Source organism: Secundilactobacillus malefermentans DSM 5705 = KCTC 3548, assembly GCF_001436395.1.
Lineage (GTDB): Bacteria > Bacillota > Bacilli > Lactobacillales > Lactobacillaceae > Secundilactobacillus > Secundilactobacillus malefermentans.
This window is the reverse complement of sequence record NZ_AZGJ01000052.1, coordinates 1-13,306: the sequence shown is the minus strand read 5'-3', so window position 1 is coordinate 13,306 and position 13,306 is coordinate 1. Positions and strand designations below refer to the sequence as shown.

Below are 13,306 nucleotides of genomic sequence, written 5' to 3'. Positions count from 1 at the left end.
TCTCAAATATTGACTTCAATCCACCTTCCAGTTGCTAAGCAAATGTGGACACCAAAGGTTGGCCTTAAAGAAGGCGCTACTGCCTGGATCCAAAATGGTGGTGGTCACCATACTGTCTTCTCATTTGTTGCAACCGAAGAACAAATTGATGATTTAGCAACTCTATTTGATGTTAAGTCTGTTGAAATCAAATAATCATTAAAAATTGTACTAGAAAGGTCCGTATCCTGAGAGGTACGGATCTTTTTTAGTCAGAAAGGGTTAAATTAAAATGAAGACTGAAAAAGAAAAAATGTTATCTGGAGAATTGTATAAGGTTTACGATGAGGAACTAACGCGCGAACGAGCATACGCAAGGGACCAAGTTGAAGCCTTTAACAAGTTGGGTGAATCGGATCCCGAGGCAAGTACCAAGATTCTTAGAAACTTATTTGGTGCATCTGGAGAAGAGTGTTTTATACACCCAAGCTTCCGATGTGACTTTGGTTATAATATTTATGTAGGTGAAGATTTTTTTGCAAATTATGACTGTGTCATGCTAGATATTGCGCCAATTCATATTGGTAAGCATTGTTTAATTGGCCCAAAAGTTCAAATTTATTCAGTTAATCATCCACTTGATCCTAAGCAACGTCGACATGGAGAAATGGGAATTGGCAAGCCGGTGACCTTAGGCGAAGACCTTTGGATCGGCGGTGGCTCAATTATTTGTCCGGGGGTTACGCTCGGAAACAATGTCATTGTTGGTGCAGGTAGCGTTGTGACAAAGTCGTTTGGCGACGATGTTGTGATTGCTGGGAATCCTGCTAGGGTCATTAGAGAAAACAAGCGCTAAACGGAAAGCTTCCCCTGAAAAGGGGGAGCTTTTTTGATTGGATATATCTAATTGTTACCATAAAATATTTCCGAGCTAAGTAGTTGTTTAAATAAAAAAATGGGTGTACTCTATCACCAATAAAACAAGGAGGTAATAATTATGGGAATGAAATATTGTTGAATTATTTACCGGTAAGTGTAAACGATTTCGTATGAATGTAGGCACATGATGGTTATTTTAGGGAGGTAATTATTATGAAGTTTAATAAAATTACAGTTGCACTTGCATCACTTGGAATGTTTTTACCACTGGCAGCAGCCACACCATTAGCAGTTACGACCGCTAGTGCGGCTGAAAAAGTCGAAAAACCTGCAAAGACAGTGAAGTTTACGTTGACTAAGAGCTCAATCTACAAAAAAGTAAAAATCGTTCACACTAAGGATAAAGTACCCGTTTTGTACAAGGCCGCTATTGGTGCTGACAGACCAACATTTAACATCAAGGCAAAGGGACGCCTTCAGGCTGGTCATACGTACTATGTTTCACGAAAAGTAACCGCAAAATCAGTGAAGACAGGTAAAGTAAACAGCTTTAGCTATGTACGTAACGAAGGCTGGGTATACTCAAAATACCTAACCGCTGGAATCTTCAAACAAGCAGACTAATTAAATCAAAGCTCGAATAAGTGAGTTTAAGGGGGACCGTGATGTTGACGGTTCCTTTTTGTTTGTCCACTTTTAAAATTTGTGAATGATTTATTGTGATTTATTTATATAAAAACGTTATAATCTACTTAATGAACAACAAAGGAGATATCATCATGGACCCTAAATTTGTCGAAGTTATGAAGTACGAAGGACCCGCTACAATTGTGACCGTTAATGGGCACCCAGCAAGCGTTGTTAATACTTGGATGTCATACATCAAGGTTAACCAGGCAGGTAATTATTTGTTGATTCCGGCTGCCGGGATGCGTAGTATTGAACACGATTTTGAGAAGGACAACCACGTTACCTTGACGATGGGAACCAAAGAGGTCGAAGGGACAGTCGGACCAGGTGCCGGCTACCACGTTCATGGTACTGGTGAATTCTTTGAATCAGGCGCTGAATTCGATGAAATGAAGGAAACATTCCCATGGATTCGTAAGGTGCTAAAGGTTAAAATTGACGATATTGAACAAAAAATCTAAATGTAAGATTATCGTGGCCGACTTCAAAATGAGGTTGGCTTTTTTAAGCACCATTTTTGAATCTTACCCCAGGCCCGTGTTACGTTAATAATTGTAAACAGTTCTGATATTGAATGATCTAATTCACTGAATGGAGGACGACAATTTGACACAAGAAAATGGATTGCGATTTACAACCACGCCTGAGGTTCCGACAAAAGTGGTGGAGGCGCTAAGCATCGCCCAACAAGATGACCGTGCGGGTGGTCGCCTAAAAGCGTTTGCCTGTTTGGGTAGCGAACAATTGGGCGACAACGGAGATATGAATTACTGGCTGCTTTGCAAAGCCACCGTTATTTCGCCAAATGAATCCGGCAACAAAATGGTCACGGTTCTGCTCAACGTTCCGGCAAATGATGAACGTGGAATTAAACCGGAGATTAGCGCAATGGATGAAGTCCACGTGCCATCGGTTCCGGCAACTGAATAGAGTCATAAAAAAACACCTCCCAAATTTAATTTGAGAGGTGTTTTAATTTTGAAAATTTAAAGAACCGTAAAGTCATCATTGAACAAATGGAAGCTACCTTCCGGCAATCCAACAATCTGAATCTCTTTATCCTTTGTGATAAAAATGGCGCCATAAACGTTATCGGCAGTTTCCATCCAATTTGGAATGGGGCCGCCAGCAAAGAATAAGCGAGTGGTTTCAATTTCACCCACAACGGAATCCTTTGAAAAAACGGTGACGCTGACCAAATTATTTTGCCGTGGATAGCCAGTTTGCGAGTCCAAAATATGGTGGTATGACTTGCCATCAACGTCCAAATGGCGCTCGTAAATGCCACTGGTCACAGCTGAACACGCTTCAATTTGAATGGCAGCAATGTTGTCGCCCCGTTCGGCAAATGGGTTTTGAACCCCAATTCGCCAATCGCCGTCTAAATGTTTTGGGGAACTGCCCATAATGAGGACGTTTCCGCCTAAGTTAATCATACCAGCGCGAACGCCGGCAGATCGCCATAAATCACGGATTCGGTCAGCAATGTAGCCCTTCGCAATTCCGCCAAGGTCAAGCTCCATGCCCGCCTTTTTCAAAAAGATGGTCTGATCTTGATCATCTAACACGATGTCCGTGGGGTCGATCACCTTCAAATGGTCTTTGATGCTTGCATCATCTGGAACGTGAGCATCAGAAAAGCCAATGTCCCATAGTTTGACGAGGGGACCAATACTAGCGTTGAACCCGTCATGTTGAAGGCTCGTTTTAACCGCTAATTTTGTTAAAGCAAAGGTTGATGATGAAACGGCCACTGGGCTTTGTCCCGCGGCATCATTAACTGACATCAGTTCGGACTCGGTCCGGTTGATTGTTAGCCGATCTTCGTAGCCGGAAATAAGGTCATTTGCTTTGTCTAAAAGTGTCGGACTCTGGGTTCCAAAGATGGTTAAATCAATTTTAGTTCCTAAGCCATAGTAAGTTCGGTGTTGTGCCTCAGTTGCCTTAGTCATGGAGATTTTCATCTGGATTCGAGGCACCAGTATCGGTGTCAGTTTTTTCTTCATCCTCAATGGTTGTGTGATCGCGCATTGCTTTGAAGATGTTAGGGTCAATTTGCGTGCTACCCGTTGAAACGTCGACTGATTCGTCGTCATTGCGAGCGGCACTGAAGTTGATAGCATTAATGTATTCGACAAAGTTTCCGAAACATTGGTCGAGCCAACTTGCGGTTTTAGCGTCCCGTAGATTTTCTTGGGCATCAAATGCATCATGCGCATGACCTAAGAGAAATTGGTTTCCTGGTAAAACGTAGGCGTTAATTCCTGGTGAGTTTAAAATATGTTCCAAATTACTCTGAGAGTTGACAGTTCCCATGTTCCCTAGTGAGACACCGACAACCATAATTGGTTTTTTAGTAAATGGATGGACACTCCAAGATAGCCACTCTAGCAATGACTTTAAAGCGGCAGGAACCGCGTGATTATATTCAGGCGCCCCAATAATGACACCATCTGCATCATCAATTTGTTTGGCAATTTGGGTGATTGCTTCTGGAACTTCGGGAGCATCTTCACAAAAAATTGGTAAGTTGCTGACTTCACAAAGTTCGATTTCAGCTTTGTCTGAGAAATGGTGCTTCATGTAGGTCAAAAGCTTCCGGTTAAACGATAACTTAGCGTTGGTACCAACAATAGCAATAAGTTTCATGGTATCCCTCTTTTCAATTGTATAAGTAATCACAATTATTATAGACTATAACGGCGTCAAAGATAAGAAATATCGTCCTTAAAATAAAAAAACATTCCATTAGTTAATATAATAATGGAATGTTTTGGGGATGAAACTGATTATTGTGCTAAGAAACCGCCGTCCACAACGAACATGCCACCCGTCGCATAACTAGCTTCATCTGAAGCTAAATATAGGACAAGATTGGCAATATCTTCAGGCTTTCCCATCTTTTTCTTTGGGATGTTTTTGAGAACCATTTTTTTCATGTCTTCGGGGATGATTCCGGTATCAACCCACCCTGGATGAACCGAATTAACGGCGATAGGATAGCCCTTTTGGGCAACCTCCAAGGCAGCGGTTCTGGTAATTTCAGTGACAGCCGCTTTTGAAGCAGAGTATGCGGCAGCAAGGGGGAATCCGGTATCACCAATTGCGGAAGCGACGTTAACGATTGCGCCGCCGTCCTTACCCATTGATTTAATGGCGGTTTTCATGCCAAGCATCGTTCCCGTTAAATTAATATTGATGACCCGGTTCCAATCTTCAAGCGGAAAATCTTCTATATAAACGGGTGCGTTTGCAATTCCAGCGTTATTGACTAAAACCGATACTTTTCCAAACTGTTTGGCTGTGAAATCAAAGATCTCTTGCCAATTTGATCCAGAGGTGACATCTAATTTAAAGAAGGCGGCTGAAGATCCGAGGTCAGCCGCAGCTTGTTGACCGGCAGCTTCGTTGACGTCTGCTAAAACGACTTTGGCATCTTCCTCTATAAACCGCTTCGCATATGCAAGTCCAAGGCCGCCAGCACCACCCGTAATAATCGCAATTTTTCCATTTAATCGTTTCATTATTATTGCCTCCTGTATTGACTGACAGGCATCACCTTTTACGCCGATAGTGTAGCACCAAAGTAGTGAAATAACTAATGAACAGAATTCTTAAAATGACTTCAAAATTTAATCCTCATTTAGTTAAATAGAGCTAAAATTGTATTGTTATAAGTAATTTCTAATTTAATTTGACGATGAAATGGCGGATGATTATGAACGGACAACAAAGAAGCTTACGAGGTAGAATCAGGCTATTGGCTGCATATGCAGTACTTGGCCTATTTGTGCTATTGATTGTTCATTTGGTCGGGGGAGCCAAGGATACAAAGTCGGACTCCATCGACAAGCAAGCAACGGAAAAGGTTGCAACTCAAGCGAATCAGGTTAGCACCAAGCAACGAAAAATCAAGTCTGAGCTTTCAAAGTACCTTGCCAAGGTGACAAAGGATAAAACGGTTAGCGTCAGCTTCTATAATTTAGGCGCAACGAAGGGCAGCACTGCGGCTAAAAGCAAGAACGCGGCAGTCTACAAGGCGGGGGGCTTAGCAACGGAATCGAATTCCCGGACAAAAGAAATCTCTGCAAGTACATATAAGCTTTTCATTAGTGCCTATTTGATGCATTTGAAACAACAGGGAAATTACAGCTGGACAACGGCCAACGAGAATGGCTTCTACCAAATGATTGTGAATAGTAGCAACACCTACCCAGAATCTATTTTAACGACGTACGGCGATACGACGGTGGACCAATTTATAAAGAGTCAGGGTTGGTATTCACCAGTTTTCCAAATTAATGAAATTTCTGCTACTAATAGTCATAGCTTGATGCTATTATTAAAAGATATGGCGCAGTATAAGGGCGCTTTTTCTAATAAAAGTGACACGACTAAAATTTTAGCTTTAATGAACAAACAAATTTATCGAACAGGAATCCCAACCGGTGCTAAAGCAGCGAAAAAGGGAACCAAGGTTGCCGATAAGGTTGGTTGGCTAAATGACACCAATAATGATGCTGGAATTGTGACGTTACCTAACGGGCAGCGTTACGTTTTGGTAATCATGACGCACGGTCACGGTCAATCAGGATTTAGTGGGTTCCCCAAGATTGTCAAAATCACTAAAAAAGTGCAAGAAATCGTCTACGAATAGGTCGTTTGAACGTCCGTGAACAAAGCAGGCTATTTTGTTTGCTAAAATAAATTAATATCTTATAATACAGTTGGGATGTGGGGTGAAAATTTTGGCAAACTACGTGAAAATAAATGGTGAAGTAAAGTCTGAATTAATCATTCCAGCTGACTTTGTGCTTGTTTCTTCAGAAACACACGAACGAGATGGAGAACAGGTCAAGGTTGAGCGGTATCAAAAGAATCAAGAAATTATCCCAAACAACGCCCACGTAACCGTGATATTCGGTGCAGATGGGCGATTAATCAGTTATGATAACCTTGTTGCAGATCCCACGCTAGAACTTCCTTCAAAAAATGGTTTGGAAGTTGTTGGAACTAGAATTTGGATGAATCTAGACTTGGATTACGCAGCAGAATTACATTTTATGCGAATTGAAACTCAGCAACGATCTTATTTGGATGATGATGGAAACCGTCAGTCTTTTGACGTCCAATGGGTTAAATATACCCACGATAACGGGACGTACAACTGGGTAACAATTGGCCCCGGAAATCAAATTTTGGAAGTTGAACGTGAGGCACAGTGGGATTACCTCGAGTCTCGTCGAACAACTGAAGCATGGAATTCCGATGACTGGGTATTAGCTCGAGAAGGCAAAGGGCCTCAGCTAGAAGCACCAAACGCACTGGCCTAATTACGAAAGTCGAAGGTGAGCAATGAGTAATCTTGACTATCAAAAAATTAGCGATCAATTGGATCAGTTACGAGATTATTTGCGTGTGCTTGAAGAGGTTGACTTCGTTGCGGCAGCAGCCAACGGAACTAGTTCGGGTGGCTTAACAATGAATGAAGTAAATGATGATATGATTGAAACGGCTCAAGCCATTAAGATGCTAGAAAAGTTACTAGCGGAAAATGCTGAGCAAGATGAATTGAAGTAATGAGACGGAGACAGGCCAAATTGGTCTGCCTCCTTTTTTGAATTCTAAGAAATATTTATTTGCTTAGGCAAACAAAACGGACTATGATATCACAGGGGTGGCTAATATGCTTTCACGAATTAGACGTTGGTCGATTTTATCCGTGCTAGGGTTATTCTTTTTTATGGTGATTGTCGATGGAAGCATCGTTGCCATTGCAATTCCAAAAGTGGCCCAGAGTTTGTCGATTTCAACTGGGGCAACCACCCTGATTATTTCAATCTATTTAATTACAATTTGTGCGACGTTACTGCTGTTTGGTCAGTTTGGGGATCAATACGGACGAATCAAGATTTTTAAAATCGGGACCTTCGTTTTCCTATTGGGCTCATTTTTGGCAGGTGCTGGTCAGATGCTCAACCTCGTTTTGTTGGGGCGGCTCATTCAGGGAATTGGCGCCAGCATGACAATGGCCAATAGCTATGCGATTGTGACGGATATTTTTCCATCAAAGGAATTAGGGCGAGCCTTTGGAATTGAAAGTATTTTCATTTCATTGGGTGCGTTGGCTGGACCAGGTTTAGGCGGCTTGATTTTAGCCCAATTACCTTGGGGGTACATTTTCTGGATTAACCTGCCAATTGGGCTTATTTGCCTAGTGGTTGAGTTAGCCATATTTCCTAAAGATGAAAGCAAAGTGAAACAGAAAATAGACTGGTATGGTGCACTAACCTTGATGCTGGCAGCCATTTCTCTTTACTTGGTTACGGCAACCTTAAGTAGCAATATTCCACTCACCATTTTATTTTTAGGTGGCTTTCTAGCATTTGGTTGGTGGTTTATAAAAATAGAGCAAAAAGTTGACCCACCACTTTTGAATTTGGCTATTTTTCGAACCCAACTATTTACGAAGAGAATTATCACGGCATTTTTAACCTTTATTGTGTCGTATTTTTTCATGATTTTAGCGCCATTATATTTACAACTGGCCTTAAATTACTCGGTTCAATTTAGTGGAATTTTACTGATGGTGGCGCCAATCACGTCGATTATCGTTTCCCCAATTGCCGGTTACATTTCGGATCATTATGATCAACGAGTCGAAATGACGGTTGGACTTGTCATCTTAATTGTCTCGCAGTTTGTCTTAATTTTATTGAGTGGCAAATTCGAGCCAATGTTCTTTATTTCGGTTTCAGTGATAATGGCAATTGGAACCGCTGTATTTGGCACACCCAATAGTGTGATCGTGATGCAGTCGGTGCCAAAGGAGCTGCGGGGGATGGCGGGTTCCACCAATTCGCTCATGAGAGAATTTGGATTAGTATTGGGGACGACGATTTCAACGGCGCTCTTTTACCAAATCATGTCGCTAATGAGTCATAAAGAAGTTCATACCGCAAGTGGTGCTTCCAAACGAGTGCTTTTGATTTCACAGCGCTGGACGTATGGCGTGGCATTTTTAATATTATTGTTAGCAATATTTTATTTGATAGTGATGATTCGAAAGGGAGGTACACATGAAGAAAGATGAAGTAGATACGTTTATTAAGTCAATCGACACGGTTTCACATAAGATTGATCTTTACGTCAGTGACCAGCTCAAGGATTTAGGATTAACACCAAGTACCTATTTTGTCATCCTTAAAATCGGAGCTTACGGGGAATTAACGCAGGAACAATTATTTCAGATGCTCTCGATTAATCCCAGCAACGTCACAAGACGATTAAATCGGTTGATTGAGGTTGGCTATGTATCAAAAAAGCAATCAACAGATGACAAGCGCCGGCGACTCGTTAAGCTGACGTAGGTTGGCCAGCAAAAGTTTGATGAACTCTACAAACGAATGCCCAAGTTAAATGATACAGTGACGCAGGTATTTGATGAGGATGAAAAGGAAATTCTTGCCAAATTGATGACTAAAATGGAAGCCAATATGGATGAATTGTTGAAATAATTTAAATTATAGTTGCTTAAGCAAATAAATGCGTTATAATAAAGTTGTAAAGAGAGGTAGGGGACTTCAACTTACAATACTTGAAGCTTTGGTGTAGGGACCAAAACAAAAGTAATCGGGTTTTAATAGGGATAAACAGTTAAGTCATTCGGTCGTTTGCATAACTAAACTAATTGTAAGAGTAGAAAATAGCAATTGTGTGGTAGCAACTTGTCAGGGCATAGTTCAGAGGGATTGGGCTAAGAGATATTCGCGACCGAAGGATTAATCTGTTAATTTGAAAATACGTATCGTAAAAATAGACCAGTCATAAAACTTAGAAATAAGTTTTACGACTGGTCTATTTAATCGTTACTGAAAGATTAATTCTGCCAGCTGCTTGCTGACAGTCATTTATAAATTAAGCGACATGCGTTAGGTCTACACTGATAAGAATCGTCAAGGAGCCATCCGGGCCAAATTGGTTTTTTGGTGGATCACTTGGAAGAGGTAAATTAGGTCGGTCTAGTAAGGCCGAGCCGAGCGTATCAACCGCCAGGGAAAATGCATCGCTAAGGCAAGGTGCCGTTGCGAATGCCCCTGGAATATCAGGAAAGCTAATCAGAAAATGATCATTTTCAAGCGGTGTTAAAACAGCTGGATAACTGACCATATCGTTTTGCATGTGCAACCGTCCCTTCACGTAACGTTGAGTGACTTCGTCTTTACAGCTCAATCATATAGGAAGATGAGGAAAAGGGCAAGAATGTGTCTTGGAAAAGGGGATTTCATTGCATTTGAAAAAGAAACTTGCGATAATTCACACAAAAGTAGGTCGATTCGAGGAGGATTTAAAATGGGAATAATCAGTGAAAAACTAAAATTGGCAAAGTATGACCACATTGTGATTCTGAACATGCCAGCTGATGTGGCGCCGCTATTTTCTGAGATTCAGTATCAGACAAAGATGGTGGATGGGGCGGATTTTGTGCTGGACTTTGTCGTCGATTTACCCGACATGCGTCGTAAAATAACTGCGCTCAACAAGGCCCATCAACTAACGGAAAAAGGATATTTCTTTGTTGCCTATCCCAAGGTTCAGAGTAAACAGTATTCTGGAATTAAGCGGGATGACATCTTTCCATTTTTGCACGTGAACGAAGCAACGGGGCAAATTGGAGAGACACAGTTGAAGTTCTCGAGAATGCTGAAGCTAGACGATGATTTTACGATGATTGGGATGCAGTGGCTGACGGCCAAACCGCGCAAACAAGGTGCGATTAGCCAACGAGTCGCTGATTATCAGGATCGAGTTCCTGAACTGGAAGCTAAATTAGAAAGCCGGCCAGCAATTTTAACCCAATTTCAACAACTCACCCCAGGCTATCAAAGGGAATGGGCTAGGTACATTTTTGCGACAAAAGCGACTAAAATCGCAGAAAGCCACTTTGATAAGATGATTGAAGTGTTAGCGGCAGGTTACCCATCCATCTCATTGTATCGAATGAAAAAATAATGCATGAGTTTTCTTAAAGTAAACCGATTCACTGAAAATAAGGGGCTATTTATTTGAAAAGAGTTGTGATAACATCAAAAATGAATACGTTTTCATGAAAAGGAGAATTAGTTAATGACAGTTAGTTGGATTGGGGCAGTAGTAGGACTCGCATTGGCAATTATTTTAATATTATATAAATTGAATCCAGTGTATTCACTACTATTAGGAACGATTGTTGGGGCGGTCATTGGTGGCGCAAATATGGTCCAAACGACCGATATTGTAGTTGCGGGAACGCAATCCGTCATGGGCACCGTGGTCAGAGTTTTGGCTGCCGGCGTTTTGGCCGGGGTCATGATGGAGTCCGGGGCAGCAAACGTGATTGCGAAAACCATCGTGGAAAAATTAGGGGAACGGTTTGCGATTGTCTCCCTGGCACTGTCAACGATGGTGATCACGGCCGTTGGCGTCTTCATTCCGGTTGCCGTTTTGATTGTGGCGCCGATTGCCCTTGAAGTTGGCTCACGCATGAAGATTTCAAAGTTGGCACTTTTGGTAGCGCTTTCCGGAGGCGGTAAGGCCGGGAACATCATCTCACCAAACCCCAACACAATTGCAGCCGCTCATGGGTTTGGACTAGAATTAAGTGACGTGATGATTGCGGACTTTATTCCAGCACTGTTTGGACTCGCAATGGCAATCTTGTTAGCCACCCTCCTGAAATCAAAGGGTGAGATTGCTAGCAAAGAAGACTTAATCGCGATTAAAGCGGATGAACAACCCGCACCTGAGCACTTACCTTCATTTGGACAAGCGATTGTGACCCCACTGGTTGCCGTTGTTCTTCTATTATTAAACCCAATCGGGAGTATCTTCAAAATTGGTATTTTAGAAAAAGTTCAGTTGGATGCGATGTACATTTTGCCAATTGCTGGTTTAATCGGGATGTTGGCAATGAAAAAGGGCCGTTACGTTTTGGCGTATACCAAAAACGGCATGGCACGCATGACGGACGTTGTCTTAATTTTGATTGGTGCGGGGGCGATTGGCGGTTTAATTACGTCATCGACACTACCAAAACTATTCGTTAGTTTGATTCAGCATTCCGAAATCTCTGGTACATTTTTGGCACCAGTCGCCGGAATCTTGATGGCCGCAGCGACGGCCTCGACCTCAACCGGTGTTATTTTGGCCACGGGTTCATTTGGAAAATCCATCCTGTCATTCGGGGTTGCACCACTGGCCGCGGCCGTGATGGTTCACACTGGGGCAACGGTGATTGACCATTTACCACACGGAAACTATTTCCACGTGACCGCCAACGCAATGAATATGGATCTCAGCGCGAGAATGAAGTCTGTCGCTTATGAAACGGCCGTTGGGTTGACAATGACGGTGGTTGCAACGATTATGTACGGCTTCATGTTTGGATAGAGAGGATGATTAGGCATGAAATTTGTGTTAGCACCGGATTCATTTAAAGAGAGTATGACTGCCAAACAGGCGGCGACTGCCTTGGAAGGTGGACTCAAACGGGTATTCCCCGATGCCGTCTTCCAGCAGGTGCCCATGGCTGATGGCGGTGAAGGTACCGTCCAGTCCCTTGTAGATGCCACGAAGGGAACCTTTATTACCGTTGACGTGCTCGACCCACTTGGTAAACCGACTAAGGCCAGATTTGGCATGCTCGGGGATCAACAAACGGCCGTGATTGAAATGGCAGCGGCAAGTGGCATTCAATTTGTAAACGAGAAAACAAAAAATCCGTTGGAAACAACGACGTATGGAACTGGGCAACTGATTCGATATGCGGTTGAGCAACAAGGTGCCAAAAAAATCATCATCGGAATCGGCGGAAGCGCCACGAACGATGGTGGTGCCGGAATGGCCGAAGCACTGGGCGTTAAATTCTTAAATGCGAGTGGACAACCCATCCAGCGAGGTGGTGGTCATTTGGACGGCTTAGCGACCATTGATATGAGTGCAGTTCCTGACGCAATCAAACAGGTAGAAATCGACATCGCTTCTGATGTGACGAATCCGCTGACCGGCGATAAAGGCGCGTCCGCAGTCTTTGGGCCACAAAAGGGTGCCACACCAGAGATGATCAAAACGTTGGACGCTAATTTGCATCACTACGCTTCCATTATTAAGGCGCAACTTGGTCAGGACTTGGAGCAACAGCCGGGAGCTGGTGCTGCAGGTGGACTTGGAACTGGATTATTGGCATTCACCAATTCAAAAATGCAGCGCGGAGTCGACATCGTGGTTGAGATGACCCATTTGAAAGAAGCATTGAAAGACGCAGACGTAGTGATTACCGGAGAAGGGGGAATCGACTTCCAAACTCAGTACGGCAAAACGCCCACCGGAGTCTCACTCGCAGCCAAAGAAGTTAATCCTAAAGCAACTGTGATTGCGGTAGGCGGATATATTGGCAATCAACTCGATGTGCTGTATGATATGGGCATCGATTCGATCTTCCCGATTTTACCCAAGGCAATGCCGCTAAGTGAGGCGATGCATTCAGGGCAAGAGAACTTAGATCGAGTCGCTGAAAATTTGGGAAGATTACTAAAATGTTACATTTAATTCAAAAGCGTTCAGAATTAATTAAGAATAGGGGAACAAACTGGCGTAAAAGCGCTAACATGTTATAATTTGGTCGTTACTAAAAATACTAGGGGGAACCTATCAATGAACTCATCATTAAAAAAATCTCTTTATTTAGGTCTTGCCGCTGAAGTGAACCCCAAATATTGGA

16 protein-coding genes and 1 pseudogene are annotated in these 13,306 nt (G+C 42.7%); 13 read left to right on the top strand and 4 right to left on the bottom strand.

Annotated elements, in window-relative coordinates; all coding sequences use genetic code 11:
* The 5 genes and pseudogenes from FD44_RS08555 to FD44_RS08535 form a co-directional block, all read left to right on the top strand.
* A pseudogene (locus FD44_RS08555) lies at positions 1-195 on the top strand (hypothetical protein); the annotation flags it as partial.
* Positions 196-271: 76 nt separating this feature from the next.
* Complete coding sequence (locus tag FD44_RS08550) at positions 272-835, top strand: sugar O-acetyltransferase (protein ID WP_010620265.1); 564 nt, start codon at positions 272-274, stop codon at positions 833-835.
* 236 nt (positions 836-1,071) lie between these two features.
* Entirely contained in the window at positions 1,072-1,482 is a 411-nt protein-coding gene (locus tag FD44_RS08545) for a hypothetical protein (RefSeq protein WP_010620264.1), read from the top strand.
* Positions 1,483-1,637: 155 nt separating this feature from the next.
* Positions 1,638-2,009, top strand: a complete 372-nt coding sequence (locus tag FD44_RS08540; protein WP_010620263.1) for a pyridoxamine 5'-phosphate oxidase family protein — start codon at positions 1,638-1,640, stop codon at positions 2,007-2,009.
* A gap of 145 nt (positions 2,010-2,154) precedes the next feature.
* Positions 2,155-2,478 (top strand): hypothetical protein, encoded by a 324-nt coding sequence (locus tag FD44_RS08535; protein ID WP_010620262.1) that lies wholly within the window; start codon positions 2,155-2,157, stop codon positions 2,476-2,478.
* Positions 2,479-2,534: 56 nt separating this feature from the next.
* On the opposite strand, the gene FD44_RS08530 is transcribed toward FD44_RS08535, so the two are convergent.
* The 3 genes from FD44_RS08530 to FD44_RS08520 all read right to left on the bottom strand — a co-directional run bounded on the left by FD44_RS08530 (position 2,535) and on the right by FD44_RS08520 (position 5,072).
* Positions 2,535-3,500 (bottom strand): FAD:protein FMN transferase, encoded by a 966-nt coding sequence (locus tag FD44_RS08530; protein ID WP_235786629.1) that lies wholly within the window; start codon positions 3,498-3,500, stop codon positions 2,535-2,537.
* On the bottom strand, positions 3,493-4,197 hold the full coding sequence (locus FD44_RS08525) for an NADPH-dependent FMN reductase (RefSeq protein ID WP_010620260.1): 705 nt from the start codon (positions 4,195-4,197) through the stop codon (positions 3,493-3,495). The genes FD44_RS08530 and FD44_RS08525 overlap by 8 nt, the downstream gene beginning before the upstream one ends.
* A 140-nt stretch (positions 4,198-4,337) precedes the next feature.
* Positions 4,338-5,072 carry a glucose 1-dehydrogenase gene (locus FD44_RS08520; protein ID WP_010620259.1) on the bottom strand — a complete coding sequence of 245 codons (735 nt, stop codon included), beginning with the start codon at positions 5,070-5,072 and terminating at the stop codon, positions 4,338-4,340.
* Between the two features lie 194 nt (positions 5,073-5,266).
* On the opposite strand from FD44_RS08520, the gene FD44_RS08515 reads away from it, so the two are divergent.
* The 5 genes from FD44_RS08515 to FD44_RS08495 all read left to right on the top strand — a co-directional run bounded on the left by FD44_RS08515 (position 5,267) and on the right by FD44_RS08495 (position 8,918).
* Positions 5,267-6,205: a serine hydrolase gene (locus FD44_RS08515; protein ID WP_191976429.1), complete on the top strand. Its 939-nt coding sequence runs from the start codon at positions 5,267-5,269 to the stop codon at positions 6,203-6,205.
* Positions 6,206-6,287: 82 nt separating this feature from the next.
* Positions 6,288-6,881 (top strand): hypothetical protein, encoded by a 594-nt coding sequence (locus tag FD44_RS08510; protein WP_010620257.1) that lies wholly within the window; start codon positions 6,288-6,290, stop codon positions 6,879-6,881.
* Between the two features lie 22 nt (positions 6,882-6,903).
* Positions 6,904-7,128 (top strand): hypothetical protein, encoded by a 225-nt coding sequence (locus FD44_RS08505; protein WP_010620256.1) that lies wholly within the window; start codon positions 6,904-6,906, stop codon positions 7,126-7,128.
* 106 nt (positions 7,129-7,234) lie between these two features.
* Positions 7,235-8,641: an MFS transporter gene (locus tag FD44_RS08500; RefSeq protein ID WP_010620255.1), complete on the top strand. Its 1,407-nt coding sequence runs from the start codon at positions 7,235-7,237 to the stop codon at positions 8,639-8,641.
* Positions 8,628-8,918 carry a MarR family winged helix-turn-helix transcriptional regulator gene (locus FD44_RS08495; protein ID WP_010620254.1) on the top strand — a complete coding sequence of 97 codons (291 nt, stop codon included), beginning with the start codon at positions 8,628-8,630 and terminating at the stop codon, positions 8,916-8,918. The genes FD44_RS08500 and FD44_RS08495 overlap by 14 nt, the downstream gene beginning before the upstream one ends.
* Positions 8,919-9,465: 547 nt before the next feature.
* On the opposite strand, the gene FD44_RS08490 is transcribed toward FD44_RS08495, so the two are convergent.
* A complete protein-coding gene (locus FD44_RS08490) occupies positions 9,466-9,735 on the bottom strand; it encodes a type II toxin-antitoxin system HicB family antitoxin (protein WP_156656220.1) in 270 nt (89 codons plus the stop codon).
* Positions 9,736-9,900: 165 nt separating this feature from the next.
* Between FD44_RS08490 and FD44_RS08485 the strand changes: the two genes are divergently transcribed.
* From FD44_RS08485 to FD44_RS08475, 3 genes are all read left to right on the top strand, one after another.
* Entirely contained in the window at positions 9,901-10,560 is a 660-nt protein-coding gene (locus tag FD44_RS08485) for a YdeI/OmpD-associated family protein (protein WP_010620252.1), read from the top strand.
* A 114-nt stretch (positions 10,561-10,674) separates the two neighbouring features.
* Positions 10,675-11,976 carry a GntP family permease gene (locus FD44_RS08480; RefSeq protein WP_010620251.1) on the top strand — a complete coding sequence of 434 codons (1,302 nt, stop codon included), beginning with the start codon at positions 10,675-10,677 and terminating at the stop codon, positions 11,974-11,976.
* A gap of 15 nt (positions 11,977-11,991) precedes the next feature.
* Positions 11,992-13,134 (top strand): glycerate kinase family protein, encoded by a 1,143-nt coding sequence (locus FD44_RS08475; RefSeq protein WP_010620250.1) that lies wholly within the window; start codon positions 11,992-11,994, stop codon positions 13,132-13,134.
* Positions 13,135-13,306 lie beyond the last annotated feature (172 nt).

What these genes read in the sequence shown, in the direction of transcription:
- FD44_RS08480 (WP_010620251.1), top strand. Translation starts at nt 10,675, where the DNA reads ATGACAGTTAGTTGGATTGGGGCAGTAGTAGGACTCGCATTGGCAATT.
- FD44_RS08515 (WP_191976429.1), top strand. Translation starts at nt 5,267, where the DNA reads ATGAACGGACAACAAAGAAGCTTACGAGGTAGAATCAGGCTATTGGCT.
- FD44_RS08540 (WP_010620263.1), top strand. Translation starts at nt 1,638, where the DNA reads ATGGACCCTAAATTTGTCGAAGTTATGAAGTACGAAGGACCCGCTACA.
- FD44_RS08505 (WP_010620256.1), top strand. Translation starts at nt 6,904, where the DNA reads ATGAGTAATCTTGACTATCAAAAAATTAGCGATCAATTGGATCAGTTA.
- FD44_RS08495 (WP_010620254.1), top strand. Translation starts at nt 8,628, where the DNA reads ATGAAGAAAGATGAAGTAGATACGTTTATTAAGTCAATCGACACGGTT.
- FD44_RS08550 (WP_010620265.1), top strand. Translation starts at nt 272, where the DNA reads ATGAAGACTGAAAAAGAAAAAATGTTATCTGGAGAATTGTATAAGGTT.
- FD44_RS08525 (WP_010620260.1), bottom strand. Translation starts at nt 4,197, where the DNA reads ATGAAACTTATTGCTATTGTTGGTACCAACGCTAAGTTATCGTTTAAC.
- FD44_RS08475 (WP_010620250.1), top strand. Translation starts at nt 11,992, where the DNA reads ATGAAATTTGTGTTAGCACCGGATTCATTTAAAGAGAGTATGACTGCC.
- FD44_RS08485 (WP_010620252.1), top strand. Translation starts at nt 9,901, where the DNA reads ATGGGAATAATCAGTGAAAAACTAAAATTGGCAAAGTATGACCACATT.
- FD44_RS08520 (WP_010620259.1), bottom strand. Translation starts at nt 5,072, where the DNA reads ATGAAACGATTAAATGGAAAAATTGCGATTATTACGGGTGGTGCTGGC.
- FD44_RS08530 (WP_235786629.1), bottom strand. Translation starts at nt 3,500, where the DNA reads ATGACTAAGGCAACTGAGGCACAACACCGAACTTACTATGGCTTAGGA.
- FD44_RS08500 (WP_010620255.1), top strand. Translation starts at nt 7,235, where the DNA reads ATGCTTTCACGAATTAGACGTTGGTCGATTTTATCCGTGCTAGGGTTA.
- FD44_RS08545 (WP_010620264.1), top strand. Translation starts at nt 1,072, where the DNA reads ATGAAGTTTAATAAAATTACAGTTGCACTTGCATCACTTGGAATGTTT.